Source organism: Pseudomonas sp. GL-B-19 (assembly GCF_019956415.1).
Classification (GTDB): domain Bacteria; phylum Pseudomonadota; class Gammaproteobacteria; order Pseudomonadales; family Pseudomonadaceae; genus Aquipseudomonas.
The window spans coordinates 1-16,202 of record NZ_JAHBDK010000108.1 but is presented as its reverse complement, the minus strand read 5'-3'; the positions used below and the strand labels follow the sequence as shown (position 1 = coordinate 16,202).

Sequence of the window (16,202 nt, the reverse complement as noted above, 5' to 3'; positions counted from 1 at the left end):
AACCTCGACAAATTGTCTCGATTCGATGAACGGAGCGGTCAGGGCCTTACGCTCATTTATCGCAGAACTCAGTTACCGCTAGAGTTCAGCGCTTCGGTCAGTGCAGCTTCCACTTCACTGGCGCTTACGCGCAACGGTTTGTCAGCATCACGGCGACGCTTACGCTCGCTGTGATAAGCCAGACCGGTACCGGCCGGGATCAGACGACCCACGACCACGTTTTCTTTCAGGCCGCGCAGGTAATCGCGCTTGCCGGTTACCGCCGCCTCGGTCAGTACTCGGGTGGTTTCCTGGAAGGAAGCCGCCGAGATGAACGATTCGGTGGACAACGACGCCTTGGTGATACCCAGCAACACGCGAGTGAACTTGGAAACGAATTTCTCGTCGCCCGCCAGACGCTCGTTCTCTACCAGAACGTGAGTCAACTCCATCTGGTCGCCCTTGATGAAAGTCGAGTCGCCGGATTCAGCGATTTCAACCTTACGCAACATCTGACGCAGGATGGTCTCGATGTGCTTGTCGTTGATCTTCACGCCTTGCAGACGATAAACGTCCTGGATCTCGTTCACGATGTACTTGGCCAGCGCACTCACACCCAGCAGACGCAGGATGTCGTGTGGATCGCTCGGGCCGTCGGAGATAACTTCGCCGCGGTTTACCTGTTCGCCTTCGAAGACGTTCAGGTGACGCCACTTCGGAATCAGCTCTTCGTACGGATCGGTGCCGTCGTTCGGAGTGATAACCAGACGGCGCTTGCCTTTGGTCTCTTTACCGAACGCGATGGTGCCGCTGACTTCAGCCAGAATCGAGGCTTCTTTCGGACGACGTGCTTCGAACAAGTCGGCAACACGTGGCAGACCACCGGTGATGTCACGGGTCTTCGAAGTCTCTTGCGGGATACGAGCGATAACATCACCGATCGCAATCTTCGCGCCATCCGCTACACCAACCAGGGCGTTAGCAGGCAGGAAGTACTGAGCAATTACGTCAGTACCCGGCAGCAAGAGATCCTTGCCGTTGTCATCAACCATCTTCACAGCAGGACGGATATCTTTACCGGCAGCTGGACGGTCTTTGGCGTCGAGTACTTCAATGTTGGTCATACCGGTCAATTCGTCAGTCTGACGCTTGATCGTGATGCCTTCTTCCATGCCCACGTAGGTCACGGTACCTTTCATTTCGGTAACGATTGGGTGAGTGTGCGGATCCCACTTGGCCACGATTGCGCCAGCGTCGACCTTGTCACCTTCTTTAACCGAAATCACAGCACCGTACGGCAGCTTGTAACGCTCGCGCTCACGACCGAAGTCATCAGCGATTGCCAGCTCACCCGAACGGGACACAGCAACCAGGCAACCATCCACTCGCTCAACGTGCTTCAGGTTGTGCAGACGGACGGTACCGCCATTCTTCACCTGAACGCTGTCAGCTGCGGAGGTCCGGCTTGCCGCACCACCGATGTGGAACGTACGCATGGTCAGCTGGGTACCCGGCTCACCGATGGACTGGGCAGCGATAACGCCGACCGCTTCACCGATGTTCACCTGGTGACCACGAGCCAGGTCACGGCCGTAGCACTTGGCGCAGATGCCGTAGCGGGTTTCGCAGCTGATCGGCGAACGCACGATCACTTCATCGATGCTGTTCAGCTCGATGAACTCGACCCACTTCTCGTCTACCAGTGTGCCGGCAGGAACGATGATTTCTTCGGTACCTGGCTTGAACACGTCACGGGCAATAACACGACCCAATACGCGCTCACCCAGCGGCTCAACAACGTCACCGCCTTCAATGTGCGGAGTCATTACCAGGCCATGCTCGGTGCCGCAATCGATCTCGGTCACAACCAGATCCTGCGCCACGTCTACCAGACGACGAGTCAGGTAACCGGAGTTCGCAGTTTTCAACGCGGTATCCGCCAAACCTTTACGAGCACCGTGAGTCGAGATGAAGTACTGAAGTACGCTCAAACCTTCACGGAAGTTCGCAGTAATCGGCGTTTCGATGATGGAACCGTCCGGCTTGGCCATCAGGCCACGCATACCGGCGAGCTGACGGATCTGCGCAGCAGAACCCCGTGCACCCGAGTCGGCCATCATGTACATCGAGTTGAAAGACTCTTGGTCGACTTCGACGCCATGGCGGTCGATGACTTTCTCTTTCGAGAGGTTGGCCATCATTGCCTTGGAAACTTCGTCGTTCGCCTTGGACCAAAGGTCGATCACTTTGTTGTACTTCTCGCCCTGGGTTACCAGGCCGGAGGCGTACTGACTTTCGATCTCTTTCACTTCATCAGTAGCAGCATTGATGATGCGGGCTTTTTCATCCGGGATAACGAAGTCGTTAACACCGATGGAAACGCCGGAGATGGTCGAATAAGCAAAACCGGTGTACATCAACTGGTCAGCGAAGATCACGGTCTCTTTCAAACCAACCACGCGGTAGCACTGGTTGATCAGCTTGGAGATCGCTTTTTTCTTCATCGGCTGGTTGACGACGTCATACGACAGGCCAGGTGGAACAACCTGGAACAACAGCGCACGGCCGACAGTGGTGTCGACGATACGGGTGTTCTTGACGCTGCCACCATCACGATCGTTAACGGTTTCGTTAATCCGCACTTTGACTTTAGCGTGCAGTGCGGCTTCGCCGGCACGGAACACACGGTCAACTTCTTGCAGATCCGCGAACACACGACCTTCGCCCTTGGCGTTGATCGCTTCACGAGTCATGTAGTACAGACCCAATACAACGTCCTGCGACGGAACGATGATTGGCTCACCGTTGGCTGGCGACAGAATGTTGTTGGTCGACATCATCAACGCACGCGCTTCCAACTGGGCTTCCAGTGTCAGCGGTACGTGCACGGCCATTTGGTCGCCGTCGAAGTCGGCGTTGTACGCAGCACAGACCAGAGGGTGCAGCTGGATAGCCTTACCTTCGATCAGTACCGGTTCAAACGCCTGGATACCCAGACGGTGAAGGGTCGGTGCACGGTTGAGGAGAACCGGGTGTTCGCGGATGACTTCAGCGAGAACGTCCCAAACTTCCGGCAGCTCGCGCTCGACCATCTTCTTGGCAGCTTTGATGGTGGTAGCGAGACCACGCATTTCCAGCTTGCCGAAAATGAACGGCTTGAACAGCTCGAGAGCCATTTTCTTCGGCAGACCGCACTGGTGCAGACGCAGGGTCGGACCTACGGTAATTACCGAACGACCGGAGTAGTCAACACGCTTACCGAGCAAGTTCTGACGGAAACGACCTTGCTTACCCTTGATCATGTCAGCCAAGGATTTCAGAGGACGCTTGTTGGAACCCGTGATAGCGCGGCCACGACGACCGTTGTCGAGCAGTGCGTCGACGGCTTCCTGCAACATACGCTTTTCGTTGCGCACGATGATGTCCGGAGCGGACAGATCGAGCAGACGCTTCAAGCGGTTGTTACGGTTGATCACTCGACGATACAGATCGTTGAGGTCGGAAGTCGCAAAGCGACCGCCATCCAGCGGGACCAGTGGACGCAGATCTGGCGGCAGAACCGGCAGAACGGTCAGCACCATCCATTCTGGAAGGTTGCCGGAACCCTGGAAGGCTTCCATCAACTTCAGACGCTTGGACAGCTTCTTGATTTTGGTTTCGGAGTTGGTTTGCGGAATTTCTTCACGCAGACGGCCAATCTCGTGTTCCAGGTCGATAGCGTGCAGCAGTTCACGGACAGCTTCGGCACCCATGCGGGCATCGAAATCGTCGCCGAACTCTTCCAGCGCTTCGAAGTACTGCTCGTCGTTGAGCAGCTGACCTTTTTCAAGGGTGGTCATGCCTGGATCGATAACGACATAGCTCTCGAAGTAGAGAACGCGTTCGATATCACGCAGGGTCATGTCCATCAGCAAGCCGATACGCGACGGCAGCGATTTCAGGAACCAGATGTGGGCAACTGGCGAGGCCAGTTCGATGTGCGCCATACGCTCACGACGAACTTTAGCCAGCGCGACTTCAACGCCGCACTTCTCGCAGATCACGCCGCGGTGCTTCAAGCGCTTGTACTTACCGCACAGGCACTCGTAATCCTTTACCGGGCCAAAGATCTTGGCGCAGAACAGGCCATCACGCTCAGGTTTGAACGTACGGTAGTTGATGGTTTCCGGCTTTTTAACTTCACCGAACGACCACGAACGGATCATCTCAGGCGATGCCAATCCAATACGGATGGCGTCGAACTCTTCGACTTGACCCTGGTTTTTCAGCAAATTCAGTAGGTCTTTCAAGGCCTTTCCTCCTGGCGGAGCAGAGAGCGGGCAATCCTGCCCCGCTCTCGATTCGCGTCACGTGTTATTCGGTTTCCAGATCGATATCGATGCCGAGGGAACGAATTTCCTTGATCAACACGTTGAAGGACTCGGGCATGCCCGGCTCCATACGGTGATCGCCATCCACGATGTTTTTGTACATCTTGGTACGGCCGTTCACATCGTCCGACTTCACTGTGAGCATTTCTTGCAGAGTGTAAGCGGCACCGTATGCTTCCAGTGCCCAGACCTCCATCTCCCCGAAACGCTGACCACCGAACTGTGCCTTACCACCCAGCGGCTGCTGGGTAACCAGGCTGTACGAACCGGTAGAACGAGCGTGCATCTTGTCGTCTACCAAGTGGTTCAGCTTCAGCATGTACATGTAGCCAACAGTAACCGGGCGCTCGAACTTGTTGCCGGTACGGCCGTCGGTCAGCTGCATCTGGCCGCTTTCTGGCAGGTCTGCCAGTTTCAGCATGGCCTTGATTTCGCTTTCCTTGGCGCCGTCGAACACTGGAGTGGCCATTGGAACGCCGCCACGCAGGTTCTTCGCCAGATCCAGGATTTCCTGGTCGGAGAAGCTATCCAGATCTTCGTTACGACCGCCGATCTGGTTGTAGATCTCGTCCAGGAAGGTACGAAGTTCAGCAACTTTGCGCTGTTCTTCGATCATCCGGTTGATCTTCTCGCCCAGACCTTTGGCCGCGAGGCCGAGGTGGGTTTCAAGGATCTGACCAACGTTCATACGCGAAGGTACGCCCAACGGGTTGAGGACGACGTCGACCGGGGTGCCATTGGCATCGTGCGGCATGTCTTCAACCGGCATGATCACGGAGACCACACCTTTGTTACCGTGACGACCGGCCATCTTGTCGCCCGGCTGGATGCGGCGACGGATTGCCAGGTAAACCTTGACGATTTTCAGCACGCCTGGAGCCAGGTCATCGCCCTGCTGCAGTTTGCGCTTCTTGTCTTCGAACTTGTCGTCCAGCAGACGGCGACGATCAACGATGTAGGCCTGAGCCTTCTCGAGCTGCTCGTTCAGAGCATCTTCAGCCATGCGCAGTTTGAACCACTGACCATGCTCAAGACCGTCGAGAACTTCGTCGGTGATGTCCTGACCTTTCTTCAGACCGGCGCCGCCTTCGGCTTTGTGGCCGACCAGAGCGGAACGCAGACGTTCGAAAGTTGCGCCTTCAACGATACGGAACTCTTCGTTCAGGTCCTTGCGGATCTCGTCGAGTTGAGTCTTCTCGATCGACAGTGCACGAGCATCACGCTCAACGCCGTCACGGGTGAAGACCTGTACGTCGATGACGGTACCCTTGGTGCCGGTAGGCACGCGCAGGGAGGTGTCTTTAACGTCGCTGGCTTTTTCACCGAAGATGGCACGCAACAGCTTCTCTTCCGGAGTCAGTTGGGTCTCGCCTTTCGGAGTGACCTTACCGACCAGAATGTCGCCTGCGCCAACTTCAGCACCTACGTAAACGATACCGGCTTCGTCCAGCTTGTTCAGTGCAGCTTCACCCACGTTCGGGATGTCTGCAGTGATTTCCTCTGGCCCAAGCTTGGTGTCACGTGCCACACAGGTCAGTTCCTGAATGTGGATCGTGGTGAAGCGATCTTCCTGAACCACACGCTCGGACAGGCAGATGGAGTCTTCGAAGTTGAAGCCGTTCCATGCCATGAACGCGATGCGCATGTTCTGACCCAGTGCCAGTTCACCCATATCGGTGGACGGACCGTCAGCCATGATGTCGCTGCGCTGAACCCGATCACCTTTACGCACCAGCGGACGCTGGTTGATGCAGGTGTTCTGGTTGGAGCGGGTGTATTTGGTCAGGTTGTAGATGTCGACACCAGCTTCGCCGGTTTCAACTTCGTCATCAGCGACACGAACCACGATACGGCTGGCGTCGACGGAATCGATAACGCCACCACGACGAGCCACGACGCAAACGCCGGAGTCACGGGCTACGTTACGCTCCATGCCGGTACCGACCAGCGGCTTGTCAGCGCGCAGGGTTGGTACAGCTTGACGCTGCATGTTCGAACCCATCAACGCACGGTTGGCGTCGTCGTGCTCGAGGAACGGGATCAGCGACGCTGCAACCGAAACTACCTGTTTCGGCGATACGTCCATCAAGGTGACGTCTTCCGGCGCCTTGACGGTGAACTCGTTCAAGTGACGAACAGCTACCAGCTCGTCGATCAAGACTTTCTTGTCGTTCATCGTGGCCGAAGCCTGAGCGATCACGTGATCAGCTTCTTCGATGGCGGACAGGAACACGATCTCGTCGGTGACCAGAGCGTCTTTCACCACACGGTACGGGCTCTCGAGGAAACCATACTGGTTGGTGCGCGCATAAGCGGCCAGGGAGTTGATCAGACCGATGTTCGGACCTTCCGGCGTTTCAATCGGGCATACACGACCGTAGTGAGTCGGGTGTACGTCACGAACTTCAAAGCCAGCACGCTCACGAGTCAAACCGCCAGGGCCGAGTGCAGAAACACGACGTTTATGGGTGATCTCGGACAGCGGGTTGTTCTGGTCCATGAACTGCGACAGCTGGCTGGAACCGAAGAACTCTTTCACTGCCGCTGCCACTGGCTTGGCGTTGATCAGGTCTTGCGGCATCAGGCCTTCGCTTTCAGCCATCGACAGACGCTCTTTGACCGCACGCTCAACACGTACCAGGCCAACGCGGAACTGGTTCTCGGCCATTTCGCCTACGCAGCGAACACGACGGTTACCCAGGTGGTCGATGTCGTCGACGATGCCTTTACCGTTACGGATGTCGACCAGAGTCTTCAATACCGCAACGATGTCTTCTTTGCACAACACGCCCGAACCTTCGATCTCGGTACGACCGATACGACGGTTGAACTTCATCCGGCCGACCGCAGACAGGTCATAGCGCTCAGGGCTGAAGAACAGGTTGTTGAACAGAGTCTCGGCAGCGTCTTTGGTTGGCGGCTCGCCTGGACGCATCATGCGATAGATCTCGACCAGCGCTTCCAATTGGTTGCTGGTGGAGTCGATCTTCAGTGTGTCGGAGACGAACGGACCGCAGTCGATATCGTTGGTGTACAGAGTTTCGATGCGAACAACCTGAGACTTGGCGATTTTGGCCAGGATCTCGGTGTTCAGCTCGGTGTTGCACTCTGCCAGGATTTCGCCGGTTGCCGGATGCACGATGACCTTGGCGGTAGTGCGACCCAGGACGTAGTCCAGAGGCACTTGCAGCTCTTTGATCCCTGCTTTTTCCAGCTGGTTGATGTGGCGAGCGGTGATACGACGACCTTGCTCGACAATAACCTTGCCTTTGTCATCCAGGATATCCAGGACAGCAATTTCACCACGCAGGCGCTGAGGCACCAGTTCCAGGCTGAGGTTTTCACCTTGCACGTGGAAGACGTTGGTGGTGTAGAACGCGTCCAGCACTTCTTCAGTGGTATAGCCCAGCGCGCGCAGCAATACCGATGCAGGCAGCTTGCGACGACGGTCAATACGCACGAACACGCAGTCTTTCGGGTCGAACTCGAAGTCCAACCACGAACCGCGGTAAGGAATGATGCGTGCGGAGTACAGCAGTTTACCGGAGCTGTGCGTCTTGCCACGGTCGTGGTCGAAGAACACGCCCGGGGAACGGTGCAGCTGGGAAACGATTACACGCTCGGTACCGTTGATTACGAAGGTACCGTTCTCAGTCATCAGGGGGATTTCACCCATGTAGACTTCTTGCTCTTTAATGTCCTTGATCGCTTTGTTCGACGATTCTTTGTCGAAAATGATCAGGCGCACTTTTACCCGCAAAGGTACGGCGTAAGTTACACCGCGCAATACGCATTCTTTGACATCAAATGCCGGTTCGCCCAGGCGATAACCGACGTACTCCAGCGCAGCATTGCCGGAGTAGCTGATGATCGGGAAAACGGATTTGAAGGCCGCATGCAGGCCCACGTCGCGGAACTGATCTTTAGTCGCTCCCGCTTGCAAGAATTCACGATACGAATCCAGCTGGATGGCCAGGAGGTACGGCACATCCATGACGTCCGGCAACTTGCTAAAGTCCTTGCGGATACGTTTTTTCTCAGTATATGAGTAAGCCATCAGCGTTCCCCAGCTTGGTCACCTGCTTGTTTGGCCCCTCCCGACGGGAGCAGCCAGAAAATCGTGCAAACCCCATGGTTTGCGCCACCACATCGGGTGGTTACAGCTCGTTATCAGCACCGACCCAGTCGGCTGCAAATAACGGAAAAAGGCCGGTGGCAAGAGCCACCAGCCATCAGCCTTTCGCTTAACGCTCGGGCTGGAGGAGCAAAGTCGATGCTTACTTCAGCTCGACTTTAGCGCCTGCTTCTTCCAGAGTAGCTTTGGCTTTGTCACCGGCATCTTTCGAAACGGCTTCCAGAACCATGGCAGGAGCGCCGTCAACTACAGCCTTGGCTTCTTTCAAGCCCAGGCCGGTCAGTTCACGTACTGCCTTGATCACGTTAACTTTCTTCTCGCCAGCTTCCAGCAGCATGACGTTGAATTCGGTTTGCTCTTCAACAACAGCGGCAGCAGCAGCTGGACCAGCCGATGCAGCAGCAGCGGTAACACCGAAGGTTTCTTCCATCGCTTTAATCAGCTCAACGATTTCCACTACGGATTTCTGGCCGATTGCTTCGATGATTTGTTCGTTAGTCAGAGACATGACTCAATTCCTGAATTGGGGGACGGCCTACGCGACCATCGAAATAAACAAAAAACGCGAGAAGTTGACGAGCCTTAGGCTGCAGCAGCTTCTTTCTGGTCGCGAATTGCCGCCAGAGTACGAGCCAATTTGCTGGTAGCGCCTTGAATCACGCTCATCAGCTGGGAAATTGCTTCGTCACGGGTCGGCAGAGTTGCCAGTACGTCGATCTGATTAGCTGCGAGGAACTTGCCCTCGAACGCAGCTGCCTTGATCTCGAACTTGTCCTGACCCTTGGCAAACTCTTTGAAGATACGGGCAGCAGCGCCTGGATGTTCGTTCGAGAATGCAATCAGGGTCGGGCCGGTGAACACGTCGTTGAGAACACTGTATTCAGTGTCAGCAACAGCGCGCTTGAGCAGGGTGTTACGTACAACACGTACGTAAACGCCAGCTTCACGAGCCTCTTTACGGAGTCCGGTCATTGCGCCTACTGTTACGCCACGGGCATCAACCACGACAGCGGACAGAGCGACTTTGGCAGCCTCGTTGACTTCAGCGACGATGGCCTTCTTGTCTTCGAGTTTAATTGCCACGGGTTTAACTCCTGCTTGTTACCGTTTCATCTGGCCGGAGCCGGATGTCGTTTTGGTGTCTGATTCGGTAAGGAACCGGGAGCACCATCTGCGTAGGCTTGAGGTTTAAGACTTGCGTCGCCTACGGTCTTGGATAGCCCCCGCCAGGCAGGGACCCCAATCTTTCAATTGGCGCAATCGCTTGCGCCAACCTGTGTCTTAAGCGTCGAGCGAGCTTTGGTCGATGACCAGACCTGGGCCCATAGTGGTGCTCAGGGTAACGCGCTTGACGTAAATGCCTTTCGAGGAAGCTGGCTTGATACGCTTCAGATCAGCGATCAGGGCTTCAACGTTTTCCTTCAGCTTGACGGCGTCGAAGCCGATCTTGCCAACGGAAGTGTGGATGATGCCGTTTTTGTCGGTGCGATAACGAACCTGACCAGCCTTGGCGTTTTTAACCGCGGTAGCTACGTCTGGAGTTACGGTGCCGACTTTAGGGTTAGGCATCAGGCCGCGTGGACCGAGGATCTGACCCAACTGACCAACAACGCGCATTGCATCCGGGGATGCGATAACTACGTCATAGTTCAGGTCGCCGCCTTTCATTTCGGCAGCCAGGTCGTCCATACCTACACGATCAGCGCCGGCAGCCAGAGCGGCCTCAGCGGCTGGACCCTGGGTGAACACAGCAACGCGAACGGTCTTGCCAGTGCCGTGTGGCAGCACAGTAGCGCTACGAACAACCTGGTCAGATTTACGCGGGTCAACACCCAGGTTAACAGCAACGTCGAACGACTCGCTGAACTTGACAGTCGACAGCTCAGCCAGCAGAGCAGCAGCGTCTACAAAGTTGTAGGACTTGCCTGCTTCGATTTTGCCGGCGATAGCCTTTTGACGCTTGGTCAACTTAGCCATTACACACCCTCCACGTTAAGGCCCATGCTACGAGCAGAACCGGCGATAGTACGCACGGCTGCTTCCATATCAGCTGCAGTCAGATCCGCGTTTTTGGTTTTCGCGATTTCTTCCAGCTGAGCACGAGTCACGGTGCCAACCTTAACGGTGTTCGGACGAGCGGAACCGCTAGTCAGACCAGCAGCCTTCTTCAGCAGAACCGAAGCAGGGGTGGACTTGGTTTCAAAAGTGAAGCTACGGTCGCTGTAGACAGTGATGATCACTGGAGTCGGCAGACCTGGCTCAAGACCCTGAGTACGGGCGTTGAAAGCCTTGCAGAATTCCATGATGTTCACGCCGTGCTGACCCAGAGCAGGACCAACAGGTGGGCTTGGGTTAGCCTGAGCGGCCTTCACTTGCAGCTTGATGTAAGCGGTAATTTTCTTGGCCATGAGGCACTCCAATTACGGGTTCAAACGCCTCGAAAGGCTCCCCGGTTACTTGCGCGTTTATCCCAGTGACGACAAAACCCCACAGCCTATGGCTGCGGGGTTGGGATGCTTGCTCAGCTAGACTTTTTCGACCTGGCTGAACTCTAGCTCTACCGGAGTAGAGCGACCGAAAATGAGCACCGCCACTTGGATCCGGCTCTTCTCGTAGTTAACTTCTTCAACCGTGCCAGTAAAATCAGCAAACGGTCCGTCATTGACACGCACCGACTCACCTGGCTCGAATAACGTCTTCGGCTTCGGCTTGTCGCTACCATCAGCAACGCGACGCAGAATTGCTTCTGCCTCTTTATCAGTGATTGGTGCTGGCTTATCGGCAGTACCGCCAATGAAGCCCATCACCCGAGGAGTATCCTTGACCAAGTGCCAAGTACCCTCATTCATGTCCATCTGTACCAGCACATAACCAGGGAAGAACTTACGCTCGCTTTTGCGTTTCTGGCCATTACGCATTTCAACCACTTCTTCAGTGGGAACCAGAATTTCGCCAAAGCCATCTTCCATGCCAGCTAGCTTTACGCGCTCTACCAACGAGCGCATGACATGCTTCTCGTAACCGGAGTAAGCATGCACAACGTACCAACGCTTAGCCACGGGACACCCTTAGCCGACAATCAAGGAAACAAGCCAGCCGAGCAGGGAATCGAGCCCCCACAACAGCAACGCCATAACCAGAACGACAGCCACAACAATCAACGTGGTCTGCGTGGTTTCTTGGCGAGTTGGCCATACGACTTTACGAATCTCGGTGCGAGCTTCCTTAACCAGTACAAAGAAAGACTTGCCCTTGACTGTCTGCAGGCCTACAAAGGCAGCTACAGCAGCAATGACGAGCAATGCAAGTACGCGGTACAGGATCGGCGAAGCAGAGTAATACTGATTGCCAACAACGCCAACAACCACCAAAGCGACTACTACTAGCCACTTGAGCAGATCGAAGCGAGAGCCTTGAGCTTCAGCTTTAGGAGTCATCTATGAAGATCCTGTGAAAAGAAAGCCAGACACACCAAGTGAATCTGGCAGGTCAGGAGGGAATCGAACCCCCAACCTACGGTTTTGGAGACCGTCGCTCTGCCAATTGAGCTACTGACCTAAAACAAAATCAGGCCGACCATTATGCCGGCCCGAAAAAGACATTACAACAAATTACTCGATGATTTTGGCTACGACACCAGCGCCGACGGTACGACCGCCTTCACGGATAGCGAAACGCAGACCATCTTCCATCGCGATGGTTTTGATCAGGGTAACAGTCATCTGAATGTTGTCACCTGGCATTACCATTTCAACGCCTTCTGGCAGCTCGCAGTTACCAGTCACGTCAGTCGTACGGAAGTAGAACTGCGGACGGTAGCCCTTGAAGAACGGAGTATGACGACCGCCTTCTTCCTTGCTCAGAACGTAAACTTCTGCAGTGAACTTGGTGTGCGGCTTAACCGAACCCGGCTTAACCAGAACCTGGCCACGCTCAACGTCGTCACGCTTGGTACCACGCAGCAGCACACCGCAGTTCTCGCCAGCACGACCTTCGTCGAGCAGCTTACGGAACATTTCAACACCGGTGCAGGTGGTGACGGTAGTGTCACGCAGACCAACGATTTCCAGTGGATCTTGAACACGAACGATACCGCGCTCGATACGACCAGTCACAACAGTACCGCGACCAGAGATCGAGAATACGTCTTCGATTGGCATCAGGAACGGCTTGTCAGTCAGACGAACTGGCTCCGGGATGTAGCTGTCCAGAGTTTCAACCAGTTTACGAACGGCAGTGGTGCCCATTTCGTTGTCGTCTTTGCCTTCCAGAGCCATACGAGCGGAACCGATGATGATCGGAGTGTCGTCGCCCGGAAAGTCGTAAGTGCTCAGCAGATCGCGCACTTCCATCTCAACCAGTTCCAGCAGCTCAGCGTCGTCTACCAGGTCAGCCTTGTTCAGGAAAACCACGATGTACGGAACGCCTACCTGACGGGACAGCAGGATGTGCTCACGGGTTTGCGGCATCGGACCATCAGCGGCCGAGCAAACCAGGATCGCGCCATCCATCTGGGCAGCACCAGTAATCATGTTCTTCACGTAGTCAGCGTGACCCGGACAGTCAACGTGAGCGTAGTGACGAATCTTCGAGTTGTACTCGACGTGTGCGGTGTTGATGGTGATACCACGAGCCTTTTCTTCTGGTGCGCTGTCGATTTTATCGAAATCAACGATAGCCGAACCGAAAACCTCGGAGCAAACACGAGTCAGAGCAGCAGTCAGAGTGGTTTTACCATGGTCAACGTGACCAATAGTACCAACGTTGACGTGCGGCAGCGAACGATCGAACTTTTCCTTAGCCATCGAAACAACCCCCAACAGAAGAATTGAACAACCAATATCAACCATTAAAACAAAGGCAGATATTTTCATATCTGCCTTGTTATATGGAGCTCTTGAGCGGATTTGAACCGCTGACCTCACCCTTACCAAGGGTGTGCTCTACCAACTGAGCTACAAGAGCGAAACACTGTGCAGGACCTGCAAACTTGGAGCGGGTAGCGGGAATCGAACCCGCATCATCAGCTTGGAAGGCTGAGGTTCTACCACTAAACTATACCCGCGGAGCTTGCAGCTCTCGCTAAAAATGGTGGAGGGGGAAGGATTCGAACCTTCGAAGTCGTAGACGTCAGATTTACAGTCTGATCCCTTTGGCCGCTCGGGAACCCCTCCTAAGCGAGCCGGCATTCTACATCATGCCAGCCTTCTGTCAAGCATTTTTCTCATTAAAAACCTGAGCTTAGCTGCGTTGACATCACTTTCGCACCGTTGACCGTTAAAGGTCTTCACTGCGAAGCGGGCGCCATTCTATTCAAACTATTCAGCCGGTGCAACCCCCTCGCACGGCATTATTTTATGTTTTAACTCATTGAATTCTTTAGAAAGGTTTATCAGCTGCAAATCATCCAGTAAACGCTGGCTTTCGGGCGCTATACGCACCCAGTAACCAGACGACTCGGCAGAATCTTTCGGCAGAGTCTGGAACCTGACACCGATCTCGCCCAGACGTCGCCCAGCCGCCAAAGCGGACTCCTGACGGACAAAGCCCCCCAAATAGAGACAGCCATTTCCCGCCACTGCGGGTTTTCCCTTGTCACGGGTCGCATCAGTTGCCTCGCTTAGTAAGCGAATATCCTGTTGCGCCCCCCGGTACAAGCTCAAAGGCGTTACATCTTTCGCCCGTAGCGGGGCTTCTTGCTGATGCCAAATGTAATAAAAGACGTTCAGAACGAGCAGCAACAGAAACAACCAACGCATAAAAACCTCAGGACAATGGACACGCCATCGCTAAACCTACAAAAATCAGGTCTGGAACCAGCTTGGCCTCGGGCACGATTCCGGAGACCAGAGTCGCATCCCCCCCGGTGAGGAACACAACAAAGTCATCCCCCCAATAACTACGCGCCATCTCCAACTGAGTCAGGACAAACCCCCTCAACATAAGAGAGCATCCTCGCTCAACTGCTTCGACGGTTGTACGACCAGGAGCGAGACTCTCTAGCGCGAGCTCGGCAGCCAGGTCACCGTATCGGATTCTGCGGGTATGGGTTCGCAGCTGGTTGCGCATCAAGGGCATTCCAGGGCAAATAAAGCCGCCAAGGTGCTCCCCATCCTGAGCAATGAAGTCGGCAGTCACGGCCGTACCAAAATCAAGCACCAGGCATGCACCAGAAGCCAGATGGTACCCTCCAAGCATCGCAAGCCAGCGATCGAGCCCCAGCCGCTCAAACTCGGCGTATCCGTTGCGCACTCCAGCCATTTCGCGAGCAGGTGTCGCACACACCACGGCCACACCGAAAGTTTGCGTCAATATAGAAGTTAAAGCAGCGGTTTCTTCGGCTGTTCTGACGCTAACCAACCGACAATGCCTAAGAGCGAGCCCACCAAGCCTGCTCAAAACCTCCAGCAAAGCGTCATCCGAATCAACTACACCCTCGCTAAACACCCGCCTGACATCAGCACAGAGCACACGCCACTTGATAAAACTATTTCCACAGTCGAGCTCAAGAATCATCGCGCAACCTCAGACTGAGCTCACCGCCACTAAAGACTTTTTCAACGCCATTCACTTTCAAGCGCAAAGCCCCCTGACTGTCGATACCCAATACCTCACCATCTATCTGGCTTACGCCTGCAATCAGAGACACTGCCCGCCCCTGCCATAGGTGGTTTTGCTCCCACTCTGACTGGATCGAGGAAAATCCGTCGAGCTGGTGCCGAGCCAGGTATGCCTGGAGCATCGAGCCCAACTCCGAAACCAGGTAATTGCGATCAAACACCTTGCCTGACTCCAGACGCATTGACGTCCACAACTGATCAACCTCATCCGCCATCTGCATGTTGACGTTAATCCCAACACCCAACACCACGTGACATACATCCGCAGGATCGCCAACCAACTCGAGCAATATCCCGGCGATCTTTTTCTGCCCCACCAAAACATCGTTGGGCCATTTTAATCCCACTTCCGGAACACCGAGCGCTCGCAAGGTCTGCATGACCGCAAGTCCGACAACAAGGCTCAACCCTTCCAGTTGCCGCATTCCGCCTTCAATACGCAATACCAGACTGTAATAGATGTTTTCTGCAAAAGGACTGACCCATTTTCGGCCACGCCGCCCGCGGCCAGCCGTCTGACGCTCGGCAAGCACCAAAAATGGCGCAGCTTGGCCACGCTCAATAGCCCGCAAGGCCTCAGCGTTGGTGGAGTCTATTGAATCGAAGACCAAAATTGGCCAGTCACACGTGGGTGCATTGTTTTTTATGGCGACAGGATCAAGCAACGTCAGCGGTGCCGCCAGTTGATATCCGCGACCGCGCACCTTATGAATTGACAAGCCGAGCTCAGCCTCTAAATGCTGAAGCTGCTTCCACACCGCACTACGACTGACACCTAGGGCAACACCCAGGGCCTGGCCCGAATGGAACCGGCCATCCTTAAGAAGCTTTAACAACGTCAGCATGCAAGTCTCGCCTCACAATGAGGCCCGCATGATAGCCATGCCCCGAGCCGTTGCATAGAAACCCGACAAGACGGATTTCCTGCGGACAAAACAAAACCCCTGTCTGCGTTAGCAGACAGGGGTTTCGGAATTTAATCTTGACGATGACCTACTCTCACATGGGGAAACCCCACACTACCATCGGCGATGCATCGTTTCACTGCTGAGTTCGGGATGGGATCAGGTGGTTCCAATGCTCTATGGTCGTCAAGAA

Annotated in this window: 12 protein-coding genes, 4 tRNA genes and 1 rRNA gene; all 17 read right to left on the bottom strand. The window is 54.9% G+C overall.

What is annotated here, in order from left to right; genetic code table 11:
* Positions 1-68 precede the first annotated feature (68 nt).
* The 17 genes from rpoC to rrf all read right to left on the bottom strand — a co-directional run bounded on the left by rpoC (position 69) and on the right by rrf (position 16,200).
* Positions 69-4,268, bottom strand: coding sequence for a DNA-directed RNA polymerase subunit beta' (gene rpoC / locus KGB06_RS28990; protein WP_008145492.1), 4,200 nt, complete (start codon positions 4,266-4,268; stop codon positions 69-71).
* A 64-nt stretch (positions 4,269-4,332) separates the two neighbouring features.
* Positions 4,333-8,406 carry a DNA-directed RNA polymerase subunit beta gene (rpoB, locus tag KGB06_RS28985; protein WP_223521828.1) on the bottom strand — a complete coding sequence of 1,358 codons (4,074 nt, stop codon included), beginning with the start codon at positions 8,404-8,406 and terminating at the stop codon, positions 4,333-4,335.
* 220 nt (positions 8,407-8,626) lie between these two features.
* Entirely contained in the window at positions 8,627-8,992 is a 366-nt protein-coding gene (rplL, locus tag KGB06_RS28980) for a 50S ribosomal protein L7/L12 (RefSeq protein ID WP_223521827.1), read from the bottom strand.
* Positions 8,993-9,066: 74 nt separating this feature from the next.
* Positions 9,067-9,567 (bottom strand): 50S ribosomal protein L10, encoded by a 501-nt coding sequence (gene rplJ / locus KGB06_RS28975; protein WP_038981297.1) that lies wholly within the window; start codon positions 9,565-9,567, stop codon positions 9,067-9,069.
* A 198-nt stretch (positions 9,568-9,765) separates the two neighbouring features.
* Entirely contained in the window at positions 9,766-10,461 is a 696-nt protein-coding gene (rplA, locus tag KGB06_RS28970) for a 50S ribosomal protein L1 (protein ID WP_008041297.1), read from the bottom strand.
* Entirely contained in the window at positions 10,461-10,892 is a 432-nt protein-coding gene (gene rplK, locus KGB06_RS28965) for a 50S ribosomal protein L11 (protein ID WP_007933726.1), read from the bottom strand. The genes rplA and rplK overlap by 1 nt, the downstream gene beginning before the upstream one ends.
* 117 nt (positions 10,893-11,009) lie before the next feature.
* On the bottom strand, positions 11,010-11,543 hold the full coding sequence (nusG, locus tag KGB06_RS28960) for a transcription termination/antitermination protein NusG (protein ID WP_007896622.1): 534 nt from the start codon (positions 11,541-11,543) through the stop codon (positions 11,010-11,012).
* Between the two features lie 9 nt (positions 11,544-11,552).
* Positions 11,553-11,921, bottom strand: a complete 369-nt coding sequence (gene secE / locus KGB06_RS28955) for a preprotein translocase subunit SecE (protein WP_007896620.1) — start codon at positions 11,919-11,921, stop codon at positions 11,553-11,555.
* A 45-nt stretch (positions 11,922-11,966) separates the two neighbouring features.
* Positions 11,967-12,042 (bottom strand) — tRNA-Trp (locus KGB06_RS28950).
* Between the two features lie 53 nt (positions 12,043-12,095).
* Entirely contained in the window at positions 12,096-13,289 is a 1,194-nt protein-coding gene (gene tuf / locus KGB06_RS28945; RefSeq protein ID WP_027924378.1) for an elongation factor Tu, read from the bottom strand.
* An 84-nt stretch (positions 13,290-13,373) separates the two neighbouring features.
* Positions 13,374-13,449: transfer RNA gene (locus KGB06_RS28940), tRNA-Thr, on the bottom strand.
* A gap of 26 nt (positions 13,450-13,475) precedes the next feature.
* Positions 13,476-13,549 (bottom strand) — tRNA-Gly (locus KGB06_RS28935).
* A gap of 24 nt (positions 13,550-13,573) precedes the next feature.
* Positions 13,574-13,658, bottom strand: a tRNA-Tyr gene (locus KGB06_RS28930).
* A gap of 144 nt (positions 13,659-13,802) precedes the next feature.
* Positions 13,803-14,243 carry a hypothetical protein gene (locus tag KGB06_RS28925; protein WP_223521826.1) on the bottom strand — a complete coding sequence of 147 codons (441 nt, stop codon included), beginning with the start codon at positions 14,241-14,243 and terminating at the stop codon, positions 13,803-13,805.
* A gap of 7 nt (positions 14,244-14,250) precedes the next feature.
* On the bottom strand, positions 14,251-15,000 hold the full coding sequence (locus KGB06_RS28920; protein ID WP_223521825.1) for a pantothenate kinase: 750 nt from the start codon (positions 14,998-15,000) through the stop codon (positions 14,251-14,253).
* A complete protein-coding gene (gene birA, locus KGB06_RS28915) occupies positions 14,990-15,949 on the bottom strand; it encodes a bifunctional biotin--[acetyl-CoA-carboxylase] ligase/biotin operon repressor BirA (RefSeq protein ID WP_223521823.1) in 960 nt (319 codons plus the stop codon). Before birA ends, KGB06_RS28920 begins: the two co-directional genes overlap by 11 nt.
* A gap of 135 nt (positions 15,950-16,084) precedes the next feature.
* Positions 16,085-16,200 (bottom strand): 5S ribosomal RNA (gene rrf, locus KGB06_RS28910).
* Positions 16,201-16,202 lie beyond the last annotated feature (2 nt).

Excerpts from the sequence above, each read along its gene's own strand:
- rpoB (WP_223521828.1), bottom strand. The coding sequence starts at position 8,406 with ATGGCTTACTCATATACTGAGAAAAAACGTATCCGCAAGGACTTTAGC.
- rplL (WP_223521827.1), bottom strand. The coding sequence starts at position 8,992 with ATGTCTCTGACTAACGAACAAATCATCGAAGCAATCGGCCAGAAATCC.
- rplA (WP_008041297.1), bottom strand. The coding sequence starts at position 10,461 with ATGGCTAAGTTGACCAAGCGTCAAAAGGCTATCGCCGGCAAAATCGAA.
- rplK (WP_007933726.1), bottom strand. The coding sequence starts at position 10,892 with ATGGCCAAGAAAATTACCGCTTACATCAAGCTGCAAGTGAAGGCCGCT.
- secE (WP_007896620.1), bottom strand. The coding sequence starts at position 11,921 with ATGACTCCTAAAGCTGAAGCTCAAGGCTCTCGCTTCGATCTGCTCAAG.
- tuf (WP_027924378.1), bottom strand. The coding sequence starts at position 13,289 with ATGGCTAAGGAAAAGTTCGATCGTTCGCTGCCGCACGTCAACGTTGGT.
- KGB06_RS28925 (WP_223521826.1), bottom strand. The coding sequence starts at position 14,243 with ATGCGTTGGTTGTTTCTGTTGCTGCTCGTTCTGAACGTCTTTTATTAC.
- KGB06_RS28920 (WP_223521825.1), bottom strand. The coding sequence starts at position 15,000 with ATGATTCTTGAGCTCGACTGTGGAAATAGTTTTATCAAGTGGCGTGTG.
- birA (WP_223521823.1), bottom strand. The coding sequence starts at position 15,949 with ATGCTGACGTTGTTAAAGCTTCTTAAGGATGGCCGGTTCCATTCGGGC.